Source organism: Shinella sp. HY16 (genome assembly GCF_028534175.1).
Classification (GTDB): Bacteria; Pseudomonadota; Alphaproteobacteria; order Rhizobiales; family Rhizobiaceae; genus Shinella.
Window position 1 is genome coordinate 3272807 of record NZ_JAHYXL010000001.1, and the last position, 18828, is coordinate 3291634.

19 protein-coding genes are annotated in these 18828 nt (G+C 64.7%); 5 read left to right on the forward strand and 14 right to left on the reverse strand.

Annotated elements, in window-relative coordinates; genetic code table 11:
- The 5 genes from K0P03_RS16145 to K0P03_RS16165 form a co-directional block, all read right to left on the reverse strand.
- Complete coding sequence (locus K0P03_RS16145) at window positions 1-813, reverse strand: CbbQ/NirQ/NorQ/GpvN family protein (protein ID WP_272790089.1); 813 nt, start codon at window positions 811-813, stop codon at window positions 1-3.
- Window positions 814-878: 65 nt separating this feature from the next.
- Window positions 879-2225: a nitric-oxide reductase large subunit gene (locus tag K0P03_RS16150; RefSeq protein WP_272790090.1), complete on the reverse strand. Its 1347-nt coding sequence runs from the start codon at window positions 2223-2225 to the stop codon at window positions 879-881.
- A gap of 26 nt (window positions 2226-2251) precedes the next feature.
- Window positions 2252-2704: a c-type cytochrome gene (locus K0P03_RS16155; protein WP_023514992.1), complete on the reverse strand. Its 453-nt coding sequence runs from the start codon at window positions 2702-2704 to the stop codon at window positions 2252-2254.
- 155 nt (window positions 2705-2859) lie between these two features.
- Window positions 2860-3135 (reverse strand): cytochrome C oxidase subunit IV family protein, encoded by a 276-nt coding sequence (locus tag K0P03_RS16160; RefSeq protein WP_023514991.1) that lies wholly within the window; start codon window positions 3133-3135, stop codon window positions 2860-2862.
- 7 nt (window positions 3136-3142) lie between these two features.
- Window positions 3143-3694: a cytochrome c oxidase subunit 3 gene (locus tag K0P03_RS16165; RefSeq protein ID WP_272790494.1), complete on the reverse strand. Its 552-nt coding sequence runs from the start codon at window positions 3692-3694 to the stop codon at window positions 3143-3145.
- Window positions 3695-3803: 109 nt separating this feature from the next.
- On the opposite strand from K0P03_RS16165, the gene K0P03_RS16170 reads away from it, so the two are divergent.
- Window positions 3804-3959, forward strand: coding sequence for a hypothetical protein (locus K0P03_RS16170; RefSeq protein WP_088016419.1), 156 nt, complete (start codon window positions 3804-3806; stop codon window positions 3957-3959).
- A 9-nt stretch (window positions 3960-3968) separates the two neighbouring features.
- A complete protein-coding gene (locus K0P03_RS16175) occupies window positions 3969-4430 on the forward strand; it encodes a hemerythrin domain-containing protein (RefSeq protein ID WP_272790091.1) in 462 nt (153 codons plus the stop codon).
- 6 nt (window positions 4431-4436) lie between these two features.
- On the opposite strand, the gene ubiV is transcribed toward K0P03_RS16175, so the two are convergent.
- From ubiV to ubiT, 3 genes are read right to left on the reverse strand one after another with little or no spacing between them, the layout of a single operon-like run.
- On the reverse strand, window positions 4437-5372 hold the full coding sequence (gene ubiV, locus K0P03_RS16180; protein ID WP_272790495.1) for a ubiquinone anaerobic biosynthesis protein UbiV: 936 nt from the start codon (window positions 5370-5372) through the stop codon (window positions 4437-4439).
- Window positions 5373-5381: 9 nt separating this feature from the next.
- Window positions 5382-6359, reverse strand: a complete 978-nt coding sequence (gene ubiU, locus K0P03_RS16185; protein WP_272790092.1) for a ubiquinone anaerobic biosynthesis protein UbiU — start codon at window positions 6357-6359, stop codon at window positions 5382-5384.
- A complete protein-coding gene (ubiT, locus tag K0P03_RS16190) occupies window positions 6350-6856 on the reverse strand; it encodes a ubiquinone anaerobic biosynthesis accessory factor UbiT (protein ID WP_272790093.1) in 507 nt (168 codons plus the stop codon). Before ubiT ends, ubiU begins: the two co-directional genes overlap by 10 nt.
- Before the next feature lie 104 nt (window positions 6857-6960).
- On the opposite strand from ubiT, the gene K0P03_RS16195 reads away from it, so the two are divergent.
- Complete coding sequence (locus K0P03_RS16195) at window positions 6961-8472, forward strand: UbiD family decarboxylase (protein ID WP_272790094.1); 1512 nt, start codon at window positions 6961-6963, stop codon at window positions 8470-8472.
- Window positions 8469-9056: a UbiX family flavin prenyltransferase gene (locus K0P03_RS16200; protein ID WP_272790095.1), complete on the forward strand. Its 588-nt coding sequence runs from the start codon at window positions 8469-8471 to the stop codon at window positions 9054-9056. Before K0P03_RS16195 ends, K0P03_RS16200 begins: the two co-directional genes overlap by 4 nt.
- Before the next feature lie 58 nt (window positions 9057-9114).
- Here K0P03_RS16200 and putA read toward each other — a convergent pair whose 3' ends face one another.
- A complete protein-coding gene (gene putA, locus K0P03_RS16205; RefSeq protein WP_272790096.1) occupies window positions 9115-12801 on the reverse strand; it encodes a trifunctional transcriptional regulator/proline dehydrogenase/L-glutamate gamma-semialdehyde dehydrogenase in 3687 nt (1228 codons plus the stop codon).
- A gap of 176 nt (window positions 12802-12977) precedes the next feature.
- On the opposite strand from putA, the gene K0P03_RS16210 reads away from it, so the two are divergent.
- Window positions 12978-13451: an Lrp/AsnC family transcriptional regulator gene (locus K0P03_RS16210; protein ID WP_024271299.1), complete on the forward strand. Its 474-nt coding sequence runs from the start codon at window positions 12978-12980 to the stop codon at window positions 13449-13451.
- A 6-nt stretch (window positions 13452-13457) separates the two neighbouring features.
- Here K0P03_RS16210 and K0P03_RS16215 read toward each other — a convergent pair whose 3' ends face one another.
- The 5 genes from K0P03_RS16215 to K0P03_RS16235 are packed head-to-tail and all read right to left on the reverse strand — an operon-like array spanning window position 13458 to window position 18683.
- Complete coding sequence (locus K0P03_RS16215) at window positions 13458-14207, reverse strand: ABC transporter ATP-binding protein (RefSeq protein WP_272790097.1); 750 nt, start codon at window positions 14205-14207, stop codon at window positions 13458-13460.
- Window positions 14204-15037 (reverse strand): ABC transporter ATP-binding protein, encoded by an 834-nt coding sequence (locus tag K0P03_RS16220; RefSeq protein WP_050743624.1) that lies wholly within the window; start codon window positions 15035-15037, stop codon window positions 14204-14206. Before K0P03_RS16220 ends, K0P03_RS16215 begins: the two co-directional genes overlap by 4 nt.
- Window positions 15034-15951 (reverse strand): nickel transporter permease, encoded by a 918-nt coding sequence (gene nikC / locus K0P03_RS16225; RefSeq protein WP_023517214.1) that lies wholly within the window; start codon window positions 15949-15951, stop codon window positions 15034-15036. The genes K0P03_RS16220 and nikC overlap by 4 nt, the downstream gene beginning before the upstream one ends.
- Window positions 15948-16994, reverse strand: coding sequence for an ABC transporter permease (locus K0P03_RS16230; protein WP_272790496.1), 1047 nt, complete (start codon window positions 16992-16994; stop codon window positions 15948-15950). The genes nikC and K0P03_RS16230 overlap by 4 nt, the downstream gene beginning before the upstream one ends.
- A 39-nt stretch (window positions 16995-17033) precedes the next feature.
- Window positions 17034-18683 (reverse strand): ABC transporter substrate-binding protein, encoded by a 1650-nt coding sequence (locus K0P03_RS16235; RefSeq protein WP_024271297.1) that lies wholly within the window; start codon window positions 18681-18683, stop codon window positions 17034-17036.
- Window positions 18684-18828: the final 145 nt, after the last annotated feature.

Here is an 18828-nt window from a genome sequence, read left to right on the forward strand (position 1 = left end):
TCAGCGGATCATCGCATCGGCGATTTCAAGAAGGGCGGCGCGGACATCCGGATCGTCGGTCAGCGGCTCGACCATCGCCGCTCGCACCGCCTCGCGCATGGTCATGCCGCTGTCGATGAGGCAGGCGCAGTAGACGAGGAGACGGGTGGAAACGCCCTCTTCCAGGTCGTGACCCTTGAGAGCCCGCAGCCGATGCGCCAGTTCGACGAGCGGCGCGACCTGCGCTTCGTCCAGCCCGCTTTCCGTGGCGACGACGGCGATTTCCTGGGGCTTCGGCAGGAAATCGAACTCGATGGCGACGAAGCGCTGGCGCGTGGAGGGCTTCAGCGCCTTCAGGAGATTCTGGTAGCCGGGATTGTAGGAGACGACGAGCATGAAGCCGGACAGCGCCTCCAGCACCTCGCCGGTGCGCTCCAGCGGCAGGATGCGCCGGTCGTCGGTAAGCGGATGCAGCACGACGGCAACGTCCTTGCGCGCCTCGACGATCTCGTCGAGATAACACACGCCACCCTGGCGCACCGCCCGGGTCAGGGGCCCATCCACCCAGACCGTATCGCCACCCTTCAGCAGGTAGCGGCCAGTGAGGTCGGCGGCCGAAAGGTCGTCATGGCAGGAGACGGTGGAGAGCGGCAGGCCAAGCCTTGCCGCCATATGGCTGACGAAGCGGGTCTTGCCGCAGCCGGTCGGCCCCTTCAGGAGCAGCGGAAGCTGACGCGTCCAGGCCATCTCGAACAGGGCGCATTCATTGCCGGAGGGGCTGTAGGCCGGGATCTCCGAAACGGGACGGGGCGTATCCTTGAGCAGGACGTTCATTCTGATCTCCAAGAAACTGTCGGGAAAAGGTGCCGGCCCCGTGGGATGACGGGACCGGCCAGCACTCACTCGGCCGGTTGGACCATGCGGGTGAGGCTGTCGCTACGCTCCCGGCCGGGCACGAGCACCGCCCAGATGAACATCAGCGCAGAGACGAGCACGACGACGCCCGAGCCGAGGCGGACCCAGTAGAACAGCGCAAGCTGGTCCTGGACGTCCATGAAGCCCTCGCCGAGCACGCGCTGCAGGTGTACCTGCACGACGCCGGCGAAGGTGAGCGCGAAGGTCATCACCGACATGGCCGTGCACATGATCCAGAAGCTGGCGATCGAGAGCCACTGGTTGAACGGCGCCCGGCCGCGGATTTCCGGGATCGCATAGGCCATCATGGAAAGGTTCAGCATGACATAGGCACCGAAGAAGGCGAGGTGCCCGTGTGCGGCGGTGACCTGCGTGCCGTGGGTGTAGTAGTTCACCGACGACAGCGTGTGCAGGAAGCCCCAGACACCCGCGCCGAAGAAGGCCATGACCGAGCAGCCGATCGACCACAGCAGCGCCGCCTTGTTCGGATGGTTGCGGCCGGCCTTCCAGGTCATCACGAAGGTGAAGATGACCATGGTGAAGAAGGGCGCCACTTCCAGCGTCGAGAACAGCGAGCCGATCCACTGCCAGTAGCCTGGCGCGCCGATCCAGTAGTAGTGGTGACCCGTGCCGAGAATACCCGAGAAGAGGGCGAGGCCGACGATGACATAGAGCCACTTTTCCACGACCTCGCGGTCGATGCCGTTGAGCTTGATCATCAGAAAGGCGAGCACGGAGGCCATGATCAGCTCCCAGACACCCTCGACCCACAGGTGGATGACGTACCACCAGTACATCTTGTCGAGCGCGAGGTTGATCGGGTTGTAGAAAGCGAAGAGGAAGAAGAGGGCAAGGCCCCATAGGCCGAACAGCAGAATGTTGATGACCGTGGTCTTGCGCCCCTTCAGCGCCGTCATGGTGATATTGAAGAGGAACATCAGCACGACGACGACGATACCGACCTTGGCGATGAAGGTCTGCTCGAGGAATTCGCGGCCCTCATGGATGCGGAACATGTAGCCGACGACCGTCAGCCCTGCCGCCACGAAGAACATCCAGAACTGGAGGACGGCGAGTTTGGGGCTGTAAAGCTCCGTCTCGGTCTCCTCCGGGATCATGTAGTAGGTCGCACCCATGAAGCCCATGAGCAACCAGACGACAAGCGCATTGGTGTGGATCATGCGCACGATGTTGAAGGGCAGAAGCTCGGACAGCACGTTCGGCAGCACGTAGATCGTGCCGGCCACGACGCCGAAGAGAACCTGGGCGAGGAAGAGGCCAAGCGCGCCGTAGAAGTACAGCATCGCGACCTTTTGCGTTTGATATTTCATCTTTTTTCTCCTGAAACGCGTGTCGCTCAACCGGCGTCGTTCGGCGGCCAGTTCTGGGTCAAGATGCGGCTCGTCCATTCGAGGAAGTCGGCCAGATCGTTGAGTTCCTGTTCGGTGAGGTTGAACTGCGGCATCTGCCGCCGGCCTTCCGCCCCGCTCGGCTGCGCGGCCATCCAGGCTTTCAGCGCTTCACGCGCACCTTCAGGGTCGTCGACGCCGCCGTAGCGTTTCCACACATTGCCGAGTTCGGGCGCGAAATAGGCGCCTTCACCCAGCAGCGTGTGGCAGTTGATACAGGCGTTCTTCTCCCAGACGTGCTTGCCGCGCGCCACGCTGTCGGTCAGCGTCGTCTCGTCGGTGGAGGTCGTTCGTATGAAATAGTGCGAGTGGGCCGTCAGCCCCACGAAGATCGCGAAGAAGAAGATGGACCCGCCATAGAAGACGTTGCGGGCCCCGGTCTTGGTAAGGCGCTCTGCCATCCCATGGTCCTTTCCTTGCCGGAAACCCCATGGCCCCGGCGAAAACCCCCGCCGACTTTCTGCCGGCGATCCCCTCGCCGACACTGCGGGACGTCTTCGTTCTAGCGGGAGGAAAAAAGCCTTCTTTGCGCATTGGCAAAGAGCCAGGCGGTTCGTCAGCCGATAAACGCGACGAAGATGGAACGGGCGAGCGCCAGCGACAACAGCAGCGCCGGCCAGGCGAGGAGGGCCGGCCGCAGGGCGCTGCGGCTGGTGCGCAATTCCATGAAATCGAGGATGACGAAACGGCCCTTGGCATAGGCCATGACCAGCACAGCGGCAATCGGCACGAGAAGGCCGCCGCTGAGGCCGCCCACAAGGGCGCCACCGACGGCGAGCGTCAGCAGCATGGCAAGGGTGGCGATGAACTGTTCGCGGGCCTGTCGGGTCATGGTTGTCTCAGGTCAGGTAGACGATCGGGAACATCACGAGCCAGACCAGGTCGATCGCATGCCACAGCGTCGCGATCATCACGACATTGCCGCGCGACGGGCGCCAGGCGACGAGGAAGAGGATGGCCGCGCCGAAGACGACATGCAGCAGGTGGAAGCCGGTGACGAGGAAATAGAGTTCGGCCAGCGTGCCGGCCGCGCCGATGCCGGAGCGGACCTCGATCCCATATTCAGTGAGTTTCACCGCCGCGAAGACGAGGCCAAGGAGGCCTGCAAGGACGAGAGAGCGGCGAACGCCCGAAAGGTCCGCGCCGCCGCGCACTGCCAGCGCCGCCTGCCAGCCGCTGAGGACGAGGAGAACCGTGTTGAGCGCGGCAAGGCCGGGATGGAGATGCGCCCGCAGGAGTGACGCATTTCCGACATCCACCAGCGTCAGCACCATGAAAGCGACGAGCAGCGCGCCGAAGGCCGCAAGTTCGCTCCACACCAGGATCCAGAGAAGAAGGCAATCGCCCTCCCCGCTCTCCGTCTCCGCAATCGCCGTGCGCATATCGTCCATTGTCGCCATGAGCCAGCCCTAGCTCATGAAGCCGCGGGCTTCTTTGCGCCGGCGCAAAGAGCGGCGATGCCGGGCGCCGCATGATGGCGGCAACAGAAAGGACCTTCCCATGACGGATGCACAGTTCGGTCTCCTCATCGCCGCTCCGATTATCGCCGGCTTCGCCCTGATGCTCTACCGCATGGGCGTGCTGCAGGGCGCGGGAACGCTCTCTGCCGTCAGCGCCTCAGTGGTCATCGCAGCCGTGCTCTTCTTCGGCCAGTAGGAGGCGGCGATGGACGAACCGACGCTCAACGCCGCCGACATCGGCCGGCTGGAAACGCTTCATCAGGCCCTGCTCGGTATCTGCCTGCGCCTTGAAGAGGCCGCAAGCGAGCCGGGCACCGCCAGTGAACTTCAGGCGCTCGCCGAAGCCATTCCACCCGCGCTCAAGGCCGTGCACGAGCTGGAGGAGCGCCTGCTCTTTCCGGATTTCGATCGCCATGCCGGGTCCTGCTTCGCCGCCATGGCGATCGAGCGCCTGAAGGCGGAGCACCGCTGCGACCGGCTTGCGGCCGAGGAACTTGCGCTGACGCTGAAGGCCGTGGCCAACGGTCGTTGCGGACTGTCGCCCGAGACCGTGTCGCGCATGATAGGCGGCTTCCAGGAAAGCCTGCGCAGACATGTCTTCTCCGAACAGATGATCCTCGAAACGCTCCTCGCCGCCAAGGCGGAAGCACGCGACGTCTTCGCCTGACGGCCGTCAGTCCCGCCCCATCGCCGCGTTGCGCCCGCGCGACACCCAGGCCGCGCCCTCCTGCCGGTGCAGGAAACCGTTCGAAAAGCGCACGCCGGGATAGATTTTTGCCAGGTCTGCAATCGCCTCCTCGCCATCGAGCCTGCCGTCGAGTACCGCGCGGTAAAGGCTCGCAACCTTCACCATGTCGCAATCCTGCGGCGAGAGCCGCACGCGCGACAGGCCCGCCTCGACGAGCGGCGCAATATCGTCGACAAGCACGACACAGCTGTTCGACAGGGTCTGCACACCGTTCAGCACAAGGAAGGACTGACGATCGAGCGTGCGCAGCGGCAGGCCGTCGGGCTCCTCGCCGCAGACGAACTGGCAGTTGTCCTTGGTCAACCCCTTGGAGCGGGCATGGGCGCAGCGTGCGGAAATGGCAAGCGGCATGCGGCCGAAGGCGAAGACCTCGAAGGAGAAATCCGGCATGGCCTCCAGCATCTGCCGGATGGAGCCGGCGGGCAGCTCCGGCGGCAGACAGATGTTCTGCGCACCGCGGGCGGCAAGCGTGCGGGCCGTCGCCGCATTGTAGACATTGACCAGCGGGCCGATCGAATGCGGCCGGTCCTTGAGAAGGCCGAGCGCGGAAAGGTCGTTCGCCTCCACCGGATGCAGGCTATCAGCGATCAGGTCGCGCACATGCCGGCTTTCACGCGGCAGCGTCACCATGGCGAGCGTCGAGAGCGTCACGCGCTTGCCCGCCGCCTCCAGCCGCTCGACGACCTCGGCGACATGCGGCTCGCTGAAATGCTGGCGCTTGGAACAGACCGTCTCGCCGAGCGTGACATGTTCCACCGCCGCCTCGTCGGCGATGCGGAGGTAGAAATCCCGCCATTTCGGCCCGTCCCAGAGGAAATAGACCGGCCCTAGGCTCAGCGCCGGTTTGCCTGTCGTCGCCATCATCGTCTCCTATCGCCAGCGTTTGTCATAAGCGCCCGTCGTCGTGCGCTGGCCCTCGCTCATCGCACGCAGCCGGGCAACAAGCACAGCGCGCTCGCCGGACGATGCACCGAGCGCCTTCTTGAGCGACGACACCACCTCGGCGACATAGGCCTTGCCGCGCTGGCGCCCCTCGATCTTCAGCGCCGAGACGCCGGCCTCCCGCAGCGCGTCGATCTCGTCGATGACATCGAGCGAGACAGGATCTTCGAAGGCGTAGCCCTCGACGTCACCGATCTCGAAGCGCCCCTTGCAGAGCGTCGGATAGCCCGACGCTTCGTCGGGGCCGAAGCGGTTGATTGTGTAGGCGCCGAGCTCGGAGACGAGGTCCGCGCCGTCCTGCCGGTAGCGCACATGGCTCGCCGGCGAGCAGACGCCGTTCATGTTGGGTGATTTTCCCGTCGCATAGGAGGAAAGCGAGCAGCGCCCCTCCGCCATGACGCAGAGCCCACCGAAGGCGAAGACCTCGACCTCGCAGTCGATCTGGCGCGTCAGCCGAGCGATGTCCTGCACGGTCAAAACGCGCGGCAGCACGACACGCTTTGCCCCGAAGGCCTCGACAAGAAAGCGGATCGCCTCCGGGTTCGAGGCGGAGGCCTGTACGGAAACGTGCAGCCGCTGGTTCGGATATTTTTCCGCCACATAGGCCATCAGACCGAAATCGGCGAGGATCAGCGCATCGGCTCCCATCGCCACCGCGTCATCGGCGGCCGAGTACCACAGCGCCTCGTCACCCGCGCGCATGAAGGTGTTGAGCGCGACGAAGGTCTCAACATGCTTGCGGCGGGCGAGCGTGATCGACTGGCGCAACTCCTCGCGGCTGAAATTGAGGCCCGGGAAGTTGCGGGCATTGGTCTCGTCGCGAAAGCCGCAATAGACGGCATCGGCACCGGCCTCCACCGCCTCACGGAAGGCGGCGGGGGTGCCGGCGGGGCAGATCAGTTCCATGTCGCGTCCCTTCCTTCGAGCGCCTTGCTGCGAATGTAGCGCGCCGTGCCGGCAATGAGCGGCGACAGTGGGCCGGCCAGCGCACCGAGTTCGCGCGGCAGGTCGATGGCGCTGTCGTCGAGTGCGTTGCGCATCGCCAGCATCGCCTCCATGTCTCCGGTGACCGAAAGGTCGCGCGAGAAGAACAGCGCATCGGCATCGCAGCGGCCTTCGAGCAGGCCGAGAAGCAGCACCAGCGGCCCCTCGATGCGCGCATCGACCAGCGGAGCCGCGCCGCGCGAGACGGCCAGCGCCTTCATGGCAGGCACGACGGTGAAATGCAGCGGCAGATCGACCGGCGAGAATCCGTAGCGGGTCTGGCGATACTCACCAAGTCGCTCGAAGAGATCGGGATGGGCCTTCAGCACACCGGAAAACAGGTGGCGCGCCACCCGTTCTACGAGCCAGAGAGGCGCAAGATCGACCGGTTTGACGAGAAGAGGCGGAAGCGATGGCATGCAGGACTTTCCAGAAACGAACGGCCGGACCCTAGGCAGCCTCGGGCGCCAAGAGTTTGCGCCAGCACAAAGACCGTGACGTTTTTCCCCGGCAAGGGAGCACCATGAAAGCCGATTCACCCGTTCCGCGCCGTTTCGACAGTCTTCAGGATTTCGTCGCCCTCCTGGAGCGGCGGACGCGGTTGACGCGCATCCGCGAGCCGGTCTCGCTCGTCCACGAGGTGACAGAAATCCATCGCCGCGTTTTGGCCGAGGGCGGGCCGGCGCTGCTCTTCGAGCGGCCGGTGGATGCCGCGGGCCGCATTCAGCCCATTCCGCTTCTCGCCAATCTCTTCGGTACACGCGAACGCATCGAATGGGGTTTCGGCCTTGAGGCCGGCGACCTGCCGCACCTTGCCGCCTTCCTCGCCGACCTGCGCGACCCCAGGCCGCCACGCTCCCTGCGCGATGCCTGGCAGAAGTTGCCGCATCTGAAGGCCGCCCTGTCGATGAACCCGCGCACGGTCCGTCGCGCCCCCTGTCAGGCGACCGTCTGGCAAGGCCAAGACGCCGATCTCGACCGCCTGCCGATCCAGACCTGCTGGCCGGGCGAACCCGCCCCCCTCGTCAGCTGGCCGCTCGTCATCACGCAGGCACCGGACGATCCGGCAGACATCAATGTCGGCATCTACCGCATGCAGAAGCTCGGCAAGAACCGGCTCATCCTGCGCTGGCTCGCCCATCGCGGCGGCGCGCGTCACCATCGCCTCTGGCAGGCGGCAGGGCGCGACATGCCGGTTGCGGTCGTCATCGGCGCCGACCCGGCGACGATCCTCTCCGCCGTCATGCCGCTGCCCGACGGCATGAGCGAGCTCAGCTTTGCCGGCGCGCTCAGCGGCCGCCGACAGGAGACGGCCTGCGGCCTTACCGTGCCGCTGCCCATTCCCGCCAGCGCGGAGATCGTGCTCGAAGGCACGGTCTCGGCCGACGAGACGGCGGAGGAAGGCCCCTATGGCGACCACACCGGCTACTACAATGCCGTCGAGCCCTTCCCGGTCATGACGCTTTCGGCGATCACCCTGCGCAAGGACCCGCTCTATCTTTCCACCTATACCGGCCGGCCGCCGGACGAGCCGTCAAGACTCGGCGAGGCGATGAACGAACTCTTCGTGCCGCTGGTCAAACGCCAGTTCCCGGAAATCCTCGACCTGTGGCTACCGCCCGAGGCCTGCTCCTACCGTGCCATGGTGGTTTCCATCGACAAGCGCTATCCCGGCCAGGCTCGGCGGGTGATGATGGGCCTCTGGTCCATGCTGCCGCAATTCAACTACACCAAGCTGATCATCGCCGTCGACGGCGATATCGACGTGAAAAGCTGGCCGGACGTGATCTGGGCGCTCTCCACCCGCTTCGATGCCGGCCGCGACCTGATGCTCGTGGAAAACACGCCGATCGACTATCTCGACTTCGCCTCCCCCAAATCCGGTCTCGGCGGCAAGCTCGGGCTGGATGCGACGCGGAAGATCGGCACGGAGAGCGAGCGGGAATGGGGGCGGGTCCTCACTATGACACCCGACGTCATCGCGAGGGTAGACCACCTCTGGGCCTCTCTCGGCCTTTCGGAGCCGTCTGCATGAGCTTCGAACGGGTGATCGTCGGCGTAACCGGCGCCTCCGGTGCAGGACTTGCCGTGCGCATCGTCGAGCAGCTCGCCGCGCTCGGCGACGTCGAGATCCATCTCGTGGTCTCCGATGCCGCGCACCGCACGCTGGATCTCGAATGCGGCACGGACGCGCTGGAACGCCTGCTGCCGCTCGTCCATCGCCACCATCCGACAAACGATATCGGCGCGTCGATTGCCAGCGGCTCGTTCCCCGTCCGCGGCATGATCGTCGCGCCCTGCTCCATGCAGACGCTCTCGGCCATCGCCACCGGCCGGACGGACACGCTGATCGGCCGTGCTGCCGATGTGCAACTGAAGGAACGCCGCCGGCTCGTTCTTCTCGCGCGCGAGACGCCGTTGCATCTCGGCCATCTGCGCAACATGTGCGCCGTGACGGAGATGGGTGCCATCGTCATGCCCCCGGTGCCGGCCTTCTACCATTGCCCGCAATCCGTGGCCGATATCATCGACCACCTCGCCGCCCGCGCCATCGATCTTCTGGCTATGCCGCACCCGTCTCTTACGCGCCCCTGGGAGGGAGCCGAGGGCGCGGGATAACGGAAAAGGCAAGGTATGAAACCGGGCCGCTCGAAGGAGTAGCCCGGTTTTTGAGGCCTTAGCCGATGCTCATCAGGCTCGCATTGCCACCGGCGGCGGCCGTGTTGATGGAGGTCGAGACCTCCTCGAGCAGCCAGTTGAGGCAATAGGCTTCCGCGCCCGCCCGGATTTCCGCCGTGGTGGCGGCCTGCGTCAGGACAAGCGGGCCGGGCAGCGCCGCGATGCGGCGGGCGGCCTCGACCACCCTCTCCCCGTCCCCTTCGATGAGCGCACCCGCATAGGGACCATCCGCCGCCCAATCGGTCGACCAGGAAATCAGGGCCGCAAGGCTCGCCGGAAGGCCGGCAAGTGTGGACTGGAGCCCGGAAGCGGCATCGATCACCGCCCTGTTGCCCGTGGCGAACACCGCGCCGAGCTGGGCGAGCAACCCTTCTTCCGTCATCGGCGCGAGAAGGATCCGGCCGCGCGGATGGAGCGCGTAAAGGTTCTTCTCGCCGACGGGACCGGGAAGTTCAAGGTCCAGTCCGAGCGCCGAATTGCTGCCGAGATCCCGCACTCGATCCGAAAGTTCCGACTTACCATTTCCGCGCAGCCACTGCGCAAAATCGAGCACTGCCGGCTGGATATGGACGGAGCTGTGTTGCGGGGGAACCGGCGGGACCTGCACGAGACGGCCGATATAGAGAGGGCCGCCGGCCTTGGGCCCGGTGCCCGAGAGCCCCCGGCCGCCGAACGGCTGCACGCCGACAATGGCGCCGATGATGTTGCGGTTGACGTAGATATTGCCAGCCTTCACACGGCCGGTGACATGGGCAATCGTCTCGTCGAGGCGCGTGTGCAGGCCGAAAGTCAGGCCGTAACCCGTCGCATTGATGTCGTCGATCAGGCGGTCGACGTCTTCGCGCTTGTAGCGGATGACATGCAGGACCGGGCCGAACACTTCGCGCTCCAGATCGGCAAGCGACTGCAGCTCGATGATGGTGGGCGAAACGAAGGTGCCAAGGGCGGCCTCCGCGGGAAGCGCCACCTGCTCGATCTTGCGACCGCGCGCACGCATTTTCTCGATATGCGCCTCGATCGTCTGCTTGGCCTCCGCGGTGATGACCGGGCCGGTGTCGACACTGAGCTTGTCTGTGCGGCCGATCTTCAGTTCGGCAAGCGCGCCCTTCAACATGGTGAGCGTACGATCGGCGACGTCCTCCTGCAGGCACAGCACGCGTAGCGCCGAGCAGCGCTGGCCGGCACTGTCGAAGGCCGAGGCGATGACGTCGAACACCACCTGTTCGGCGAGCGCCGAGGAATCGACGATCATCGCATTCTGTCCGCCGGTCTCGGCGATCAGCGGAATCGGCTTGCCCACAGCCGACAGGCGGCCGGAGAGTTCCTTCTGGATGAGGCGGGCGACTTCCGTCGAGCCGGTGAACATCACGCCTGCCGTTTCCGGCGCACCGACAAGCGCGGCGCCGACGCGGCCGTCGCCCGGCAGCAGTTGCAGCGCACCGACCGGAATGCCGGCTTCATGCAGAATGCGCACGGCCTCGGCGGCGATCAGCGGCGTTTCCTCCGCCGGCTTTGCCAGCACCGGGTTGCCGGCGACGAGCGCGGCCGCGATCTGACCGGAGAAGATCGCCAGCGGGAAGTTCCACGGGCTGATGCAGACAATGGGGCCGAGCGGCGGATGGCCGGCACCCAGCGTGCGCCGCGCCTGTTCGGCATAGTAGCGCAGGAAGTCGATCGCCTCGCGCACTTCGGCAATGGCATTGGCGGCGGACTTGCCCGCCTCGCGGATGGCAAGGCCGATCAGGGTCGCGATCTCCGCCTGCATCAGGTCGGCGGCGCGATCGAGCCGGTCGCCGCGCTCGCGCGGCGGCACCGCCGCCCAGGCCGGGGCCGCTTCCAGTGCAAGCCTCGCGGCCTTCGCGACGCCTGCATCCGTGGTCTCGATGATGGTACCGACCATGTCCCTGTGATCGGCCGGATTGAGCACCGCCCGCCGCTCGCCCTCGCTGGAACCGTCGGCGATGACAGGCACGGCCTGCCATTCGACGGCAGCCGTCTTCGCAAGGTCCTGCGCCAGCCTCGCCAGCACAGTCTCGTTGGAAAGATCGAGGCCGGCGGAATTCAGGCGGCCCTTGCCGTAGAGGTCTGCGGGAAGCGCGATCTTGTCATGCTTGCCGCCCGGCACTGGCATGGCGCGCACCACGGCCGCCGGATCGGCGATGAGCTCGTCGACCGAGATGGCCGGATCGGCAATGCGGTTGACGAAGGAGGAATTCGCACCGTTTTCCAGCAGGCGGCGGACGAGATAGGCGAGCAGCGTCTCATGCGTGCCGACAGGTGCATAGATACGGCACGGGCGGTTCAGCTTCTCCTGGCCGACGACCTCGTCATAGAGCGGTTCGCCCATGCCGTGCAGGCACTGGAACTCGTAGTCGCCGACGCGGAACTCCGGACCGGCAAGCTGGTAGATCGTGGCGAGCGACTGGGCGTTGTGCGTGGCAAACTGCGGGAAGACCACGTCCTTCGCCGCCAGCAGCTTCTGGGCGCAGGCGATGTAGGAGATGTCCGTGTGGATTTTCCGCGTGAATACGGGGAACTCTTCCAGCCCGTCGAGCTGCGCGCGCTTGATCTCGGCGTCCCAATAGGCGCCCTTGACGAGGCGCACCATGATGCGCCGGTTGGAACGTCGGGCAAGATCGATGATGAAATCGAGCACGAAGGGGCAGCGCTTGCCATAGGCCTGCACCACGAAGCCGACGCCATCCCAGCCTGCGAGGGCCGGATCGTGGCAAAGTTCCTCCAGCAGATCGAGCGAAAGCTCCAGCCGGTCGGCCTCCTCGGCATCGATGTTGAGGCCGATATTGTAGGACTTCGCGATGGCGGCCAGCGCCTTCACCTTGGGCAACAGCTCGCCCATCACCCGCTCTGCCTGGGCGCGTACATAGCGCGGATGCAGAGCAGACAGCTTGATCGAGATGCCGGGGCCTTCATAGATGCCGCGGCCGGCCGAGGCCTTGCCGATGGCGTGGATGGCGTTTTCGTAGTCGCGATAATAGCGCTCCGCATCCGCGGCCGTCGTCGCCGCCTCGCCGAGCATGTCGTAGGAATAGCGGAAGCCCTTGCGCTCCATGGCACGCGAATTGCGCAGCGCCTCGTCGATCGTCTCGCCAGTGACGAACTGCTCGCCCATCATGCGCATGGCCATATCGACACCGCGGCGGATGACAGGCTCGCCGCAGCGGGCGATGAGGCGCGTGAGGGCAGCGGAAAGGCCGCGATCATTGACGGTGGAGGTGAGCTTACCCGTAACCACGAGGCCCCAGGTGGCGGCATTGACGAAGAGCGAACGACCGCCCCCCATATGCGACTTCCAGTCGCCTTCCGAAATCTTGTCGCGGATCAGCGCGTCGCGGGTCGCGTTGTCGGGAATGCGCAGCAGCGCCTCGGCAAGGCACATCAGCGCGACGCCCTCCTGGCTGGAGAGCGAATATTCGTGCACCAGCCCCTCGACGCCGGTGCCCTTGTGCTTGGCACGCAGCGCGACGATCAGTGTGCGGGCGGTCTCCCGGATGCGCGCGACAGCATCTGCCGGAAGGGTGGCCTTTTCGAGCAGAGGGCGAACCGCGTCCTCTTCCGGCGTACGATAGGCGGCGGTGATGCGCTGGCGCAGCTCGCTCTGCGGCCGGATCGGCGGCGCAAAATCAGCGAAAGCGGAGATTTGTTGTTCGTTTGCAGACTGGACCATTTCCATCACCATCTCGGGTTCGGCCACTGGATGCGAGGAGAGGATACACCGCTTGCCGATGCATTCCAGCCTCATGGCACTGGCGCGGAAGATAGTCGATTGCCTTGCGACTTTCTCACCATTATAGGAGCATAGACAGGATCTATCTCCATATATTCGCGCCAGAAGTGAGATTAATGTCCAAGATAAAGCCTATACATAGTGAAATAGACGCAATCGACCGCAAGATCCTCGATCTTCTCGTTGAAAATGCACGGATTTCCATCACAGAAATGTCCGAAATCGTCGGGCTTTCGAAGACACCCTGCACGCTGCGTCTGCAACGCCTGATCAATGACGGCTATATCGACGGCTTCCGCGCCGTGCTCAACCCGAAGAAACTCGGGCTCGACCATGTCGCCTTCGCCGAGGTGAAGCTTTCGGACACCAAGGAAGCGGCGCTCAACGCCTTCAACAGCGCGGTGCGCAAGATCAAGGAGGTCGAGGAGTGCCACATGATCGCCGGCCGCTTCGACTATCTAATCAAGATCCGCACCGCCGATATCCGCCGCTACCGGGAGGTGCTGGGCGAGAAGATCTCGAGCCTGCCGAATGTCGCCAGCACCTCGACCTCCGTCGCCATGGAATCCATCAAGGAAGGCGGGCGATGAACCCGGTCAGCCGTTGCGGCGGAAGCCTTCGCTGGCCGTGAGCAGGCTGCGCGTATAGTCCTTCGTCACCCGGTGCGCCGCAAGGTCCGTGGAGGCGAGTTGTTCCACCGCCTGCCCGTGCTGCATGACCATCAGCCGGTCGCACATATGGGTGACGACGGCAAGGTCGTGGCTGACCATGACGAAAGTGAGCTTGCGCGCCGCGCGCACCTGTTCGAGCAGGTTCAGCACCTCGGCCTGCACCGAGGCATCGAGTGCGGAGGTCGGCTCGTCGAGCAGCAGGATGGACGGTTCGAGGATCAGGGCCCGGGCGATCGCCACGCGCTGGCGCTGGCCGCCGGAAAGCTGGTGCGAATAGCGGAAGCGGAAGCTCGCGCCGAGCCCCACCTCGTCCAGCGCCCGCACGATGCGGCTTTCAGAATTGTCGAAGCCGTGGATGGCGAGCGGTTCCAGCAACAGCCGGTCGACCGTCTGGCGCGGGTGCAGCGATCCATAGGGATCCTGAAACACCATCTGCACCTGTCGATAAAAAGCTTTGTCGCGCTTGTCGCCAAGCACCTTGCCGTCGACGCTGATCGTGCCACCGGAAACCGGCGCGAGCCCGGCAACCGCCCGCAGCAGCGTCGACTTGCCGGAGCCGGATTCGCCGACCAGCCCGAAAGATTCGCCCGGCGCCACCACGAGGCTGACATTCTCAAGGGCGACGAAATCGTCGAAGACGACGCTGAGGCCGTCGATGGCAAGAGCCGCGGTCATAGCGCCCACTCCGGCTTGCGGTCGAGAACCGGCAAGGGATGCCGGTCGACACCGATCTTCGGCATGCAGTTGAGCAGGCCCCGCGTATAGGGGTGCTCGGCCTCGGAAAGCCGGGAGGCCGGCAATTCCTCGACGATGCGCCCGGCATACATGACGATGACCCGGTCGCAGAAAGACGACACCAGCCTGAGATCGTGCGAGATGAAGATCAGCCCCATACCGCGATCGGCGACCAGCCGGTGGAGGATGCCGAGTACTTCGAGCTGGACGGTCACGTCGAGCGCCGAGGTCGGTTCGTCGGCGATCAAAAGCTCCGGTCCCGCCACCAGCATCATGGCGATCATCGCGCGCTGGCCCATACCGCCGGAGACCTCGTGCGGATAAAGGTCGAAGACACGTTCGGGGTCGCGAATCTGCACGGCGGCCAGCATGTCGAGCGCTCGCCTGCGCGCTTCCGCCTTGCCGACCGGCTCGTGTGTGCGCAGCGTCTCGATGATCTGGCGGCCGATGCTCATGACCGGATTGAGCGAATATTTCGGATCCTGCAGGATCATGGCGATGCGTTTGCCGCGCAGGGCGCGCCGCTCCGCCTTCGAGGCCGCGGTGAGATCGATGCCGTTGAAATCCAGCTTTTCCGCCGAGATCCGGCCGTGCTCCGGCGTCAGCCCCATGATGGCGCGGCCGGTCTGCGACTTGCCCGAGCCGCTTTCGCCGACAATGCCGAGCCGTTCTCGGCCGAGCGTGAAGGACACGCCACGCACCGCCTCGACTACGCCGGTGCGGGTGGGGAACGTGACGCGCAGCTCCTTGACGTCGAGAAGCGCGCTCATTGGCTGCTCCCGCGGGGATCCAGCGCATCGCGCAGGCCATCGCCCAAGAGGTTGAAGCCGAGGCTGACGACGAGGATGGCAAAACCCGGCATGGCGGCCACCCACCACTGGTCGAGGATGAAGCGGCGGCCAGAGGCGATCATCGCGCCCCATTCCGGCAGCGGCGGCTGCGCGCCGAGACCGAGGAAGCCGAGGCCTGCCGCCGTCAGGATGATGCCCGCCATGTCGAGCGTCACGCGCACGATAAGCGAGGAGATGCAGAGCGGCATGATGTGGCGCAGCACGATGCGCCAGGGCGAGGCGCCCATCAGCCGCACGGCCGAGATATAGTCGGAGTTTCGCACCGTCAGCGTCTCGGCGCGGGCAATGCGCGCATAGGGCGGCCAGGAGGTGATGGCAATGGCGATGATGGCATTGCCGATGCCGGGCCCGAGCGCCGCGACGAAGGCGAGCGCCAGCACGAGCTTCGGGAAGGCGAGGAAGATGTCGGTGATGCGCATCAGCACGGCATCCACCCAGCCGCCGGCATAACCGGCGACGGTGCCGACCAGAAGGCCGAGCGGCGCGGCGATGATGGCAACCAGCAGCACGACCTGAAGCGTCAGGCGCGAGCCGTAGATGAGGCGCGAAAGGATATCGCGGCCCTGGTCGTCCGTGCCGAGCCAATGGGTGGCGTCCGGCGACAGCAGGCGAGACTTGGCAAGATCCCCGACATAGGGCGAATGCGGCGCAAGCAGCGGCGCGAAAACCGCAAGCACGATCAGTGCGAGGATAATCAGTAAGCCGATAACGGCAAGCCGGTTGGCGGCAAACCGCCGCCAGGTGACATAGGCGCGGCCGAGCCGGGCCTGCAGGCGCGATTGCGGCCGGTCGGTCAAAAGCCATTCGCGGCGGGTCATGGCAGTCTCGTTCATCGTGTCCTCGTCCGCGGATCGAGCATGCGGTAGAGCACGTCGGATAACAGGTTGATGGCGATGAAGACGGAACCGATGACGATGGTACCGCCGAGAACCGCGTTCATGTCGGCATTCTGCAGCGAATTGGTGATGTAGAGGCCGAGGCCCGGCCAGGCGAAGACGGTCTCCGTCAGCACCGAGCCCTCCAGCAGGCCGGCATAGGAGAGCGCGATCACCGTAACGAGCGGCACGGCCGCGTTGCGCAGCGCATGGCCCCAGATAATGCGGGTTTCCGACAGGCCCTTGGCGCGCGCCGCGACGATGTACTCCTGGCCGAGTTCATTCAGCATGAAGGACCGCGTCATGCGGCTGATATAGGCAAGCGAGAAATAGCCGAGCAGCGACCCCGGCAGCACGATATGCGAGACGATGTCGCGGAAAGCCGCCCAGTCGCGGTTGAGGATCGCGTCGAGCAGGAAAAAGCCGGTGATCGGCGTGAAGGTATATTCGAACACCACATCGATGCGGCCGGGACCGGACGTCCAGCCAAGACGGGCATAGAACACCAGGAGGGCAAGGAGGCCGAGCCAGAAGATCGGCACCGAGTAGCCAACGAGGCCGACGATGCGCACGATCTGGTCGGCAAGACTGCCGCGCCGGACGGCCGCGAGCACTCCGAGCGGAATGCCGAAGAACGCCCCGATGAGCGTACCGACGGTGGCAAGTTCCATGGTCGCCGGGAAAACGCGGCGAATATCGGTCATCACCGGATTGGTGGTAAGCACCGAGGTGCCGAAGTCGCCCTGCAGCACGCCTTTCACATAGAGGAAGAACTGCTGGTAGTAGGGCAGGTTAAAGCCCATTTCCTGCCGCACGCGTTCAACGACATGGGCGGGCGCCCGGTCACCGACGATCGCCAACACCGGATCGATCGGCACGACACGGCCGATGAAGAAGGTGACGGCGAGAAGGCCGAGATAGGTGGTGGCGACGACCACGACGAAGCCGGCGATCGACTTGAGGGTCGCAAAGGCGCGCCGGTTGGCGCGCCTTGCCGGCATTTGTCTTTCAGCAGTGCTCAAGGAACCGATCCTTCCGGGTCATTCCTTGGACACGGTGGCGAGGAAGTTCGTGTCCATGGTCGGGCCGAGCTTGTAGTTCTTCACCGCGCCGCGCACACCGGCCACTTCGGTCTGCTGGAAGATCATGACGAAGGGGCTTGTATCCAGCGCCTGCTGCTGCAGCTTCTTGTACATCTCGGCGCGCTTGTCGTTGTCGCGCTCCAGAAGCGCAGCTTTCGCCTCTGCGGTCAGCTCAGGGATATCCCATGCGTTACGCCAGGCCAGCGTCTTGACCGAGGCCTCGTCGCCATTGTCGGGGTTCGACGTGAAGGCTTCCGCGTTCGAGTTCGGATCCCAGTAATCCATGCCCCACTGGCCGATATACATATCGTGGTTGCGGGCGCGGTACTTGGTCAGCGTCTGCTTACCATCTCCAGGAATAATCTCGACCTTCACACCGGCCTGGCCGGCGGTCTGCTGGAAGGATTCGGCAATGCCGGTCACGGGCTGCGTGTTGCGCACGTCGAAGGTGACGGAGAAGCCGTCCTTCAGGCCCGCCTTTTCCAGAAGCTCCTTCGCCTTGGCAACGTCGAACTTGTAAGGGCTCGCATCGAGCGCACCGAGCACGCCCTTGGCCTGATAGGTCTGGCGAATCTCGCCGATACCCTTGATCAGCGTGGCACCGATCGCATCATAATCGACGAGATATTTGAGCGCCTCGCGCACTTCCGGCTTGGAGAGGTTCTCGTTCTTCTGGTTGAGGCTGATATAGTAGACCGTGCCCTTTGCCGCGCTGGTGGTGGCAAGATCGGCATTCTTGGAAACGGCCTCGAAATCGCCCGGCTCGAGGTTACGCGCGACGTCAATATCGCCGGCCTCGAGCATCAGGCGCTGGGTCGCGCTTTCCTTGACGTGGCGGTAAATGACGCGGGTGAGCGCCGGCTTGTCACCGTAGTAGTTGTCGTTGCGCTCCATCACGAGGATTTCGTTGGCGCGCCAGTCGCGAATCTTGAACGGGCCGGAGCCGGCATAGTTGGTCTTCAGCCATGCATAGCCGAAATCGGTATCGTACTTGTATTCGTCGCTCGGCGTCTTGGCTTCGGCATGCTCCATGACAAGCTTCTTGTCGAGCACCGCGCCCACCGTCGCGGTGAGGCAGTTGAGCACGAAGCTCGGCGCATAGGCCTTGTCGACGGTGAAGACGAATGTGCCCGCGTCCACTGCCTTGGCTTTTTCGGCGACATTGTCGCCGGTCAGGCCGAACTGGGTGAGGATGAAGGCCGGGCTTTTGTCGAGCTTGACGACACGCTCGAACGACCAGGCGACGTCCTCGGCGGTGACCGGGTTGCCGGACGCGAATTTGATGCCGGGCTTCAGCTTGAACGTATAGGTCAGGCCGTCCTCGGAGACCTCCCAGCTCTCGGCGATGCCACCCTTGACCTTGGTCGTATCCGCAACATCAAGGCGCACCAGCATGTCATAACCGTTGCCGAGGAATTCGGCAGGGCTCAGCTCGAAGGATTCGGCCGGGTCGAGCGTGATCGTGTCATCGATCGCCCAGGCCTGCACCAGCGTATCGGCCGGCGTCTCGGCAAAGGCCGGCGCCACGCCGCCGGACGCTAACAACAACGAAAAGGCTACGCCGGCAAGCAGCGGACGAACGCGTACGGTGATGTTTTCCCTGATCATTCCAGTTCCCCGTTTCACACGATTTTCCCTTGGCGCCCATGCACGCGCGTGCACCCGATGCCATTTTTAAAATTCAATCACGATATCGACGGCAAAGACAATCCCCCTTCAGGACGATACAGGGGAAATCACCCGGCGCCACTCC

Coding starts and splice junctions, on each gene's coding strand:
- K0P03_RS16235 (WP_024271297.1), bottom strand. CDS start 18,683: ATGATCAGGGAAAACATCACCGTACGCGTTCGTCCGCTGCTTGCCGGC.
- K0P03_RS16200 (WP_272790095.1), top strand. CDS start 8,469: ATGAGCTTCGAACGGGTGATCGTCGGCGTAACCGGCGCCTCCGGTGCA.
- putA (WP_272790096.1), bottom strand. CDS start 12,801: ATGGTCCAGTCTGCAAACGAACAACAAATCTCCGCTTTCGCTGATTTT.
- K0P03_RS16195 (WP_272790094.1), top strand. CDS start 6,961: ATGAAAGCCGATTCACCCGTTCCGCGCCGTTTCGACAGTCTTCAGGAT.
- K0P03_RS16220 (WP_050743624.1), bottom strand. CDS start 15,037: ATGAGCGCGCTTCTCGACGTCAAGGAGCTGCGCGTCACGTTCCCCACC.
- K0P03_RS16150 (WP_272790090.1), bottom strand. CDS start 2,225: ATGAAATATCAAACGCAAAAGGTCGCGATGCTGTACTTCTACGGCGCG.
- K0P03_RS16145 (WP_272790089.1), bottom strand. CDS start 813: ATGAACGTCCTGCTCAAGGATACGCCCCGTCCCGTTTCGGAGATCCCG.
- K0P03_RS16155 (WP_023514992.1), bottom strand. CDS start 2,704: ATGGCAGAGCGCCTTACCAAGACCGGGGCCCGCAACGTCTTCTATGGC.
- nikC (WP_023517214.1), bottom strand. CDS start 15,951: ATGAACGAGACTGCCATGACCCGCCGCGAATGGCTTTTGACCGACCGG.
- K0P03_RS16165 (WP_272790494.1), bottom strand. CDS start 3,694: ATGGACGATATGCGCACGGCGATTGCGGAGACGGAGAGCGGGGAGGGC.
- K0P03_RS16210 (WP_024271299.1), top strand. CDS start 12,978: ATGTCCAAGATAAAGCCTATACATAGTGAAATAGACGCAATCGACCGC.
- K0P03_RS16160 (WP_023514991.1), bottom strand. CDS start 3,135: ATGACCCGACAGGCCCGCGAACAGTTCATCGCCACCCTTGCCATGCTG.
- ubiV (WP_272790495.1), bottom strand. CDS start 5,372: ATGGCGACGACAGGCAAACCGGCGCTGAGCCTAGGGCCGGTCTATTTC.
- K0P03_RS16175 (WP_272790091.1), top strand. CDS start 3,969: ATGGACGAACCGACGCTCAACGCCGCCGACATCGGCCGGCTGGAAACG.
- ubiT (WP_272790093.1), bottom strand. CDS start 6,856: ATGCCATCGCTTCCGCCTCTTCTCGTCAAACCGGTCGATCTTGCGCCT.
- K0P03_RS16170 (WP_088016419.1), top strand. CDS start 3,804: ATGACGGATGCACAGTTCGGTCTCCTCATCGCCGCTCCGATTATCGCC.
- K0P03_RS16215 (WP_272790097.1), bottom strand. CDS start 14,207: ATGACCGCGGCTCTTGCCATCGACGGCCTCAGCGTCGTCTTCGACGAT.
- ubiU (WP_272790092.1), bottom strand. CDS start 6,359: ATGGAACTGATCTGCCCCGCCGGCACCCCCGCCGCCTTCCGTGAGGCG.
- K0P03_RS16230 (WP_272790496.1), bottom strand. CDS start 16,994: ATGCCGGCAAGGCGCGCCAACCGGCGCGCCTTTGCGACCCTCAAGTCG.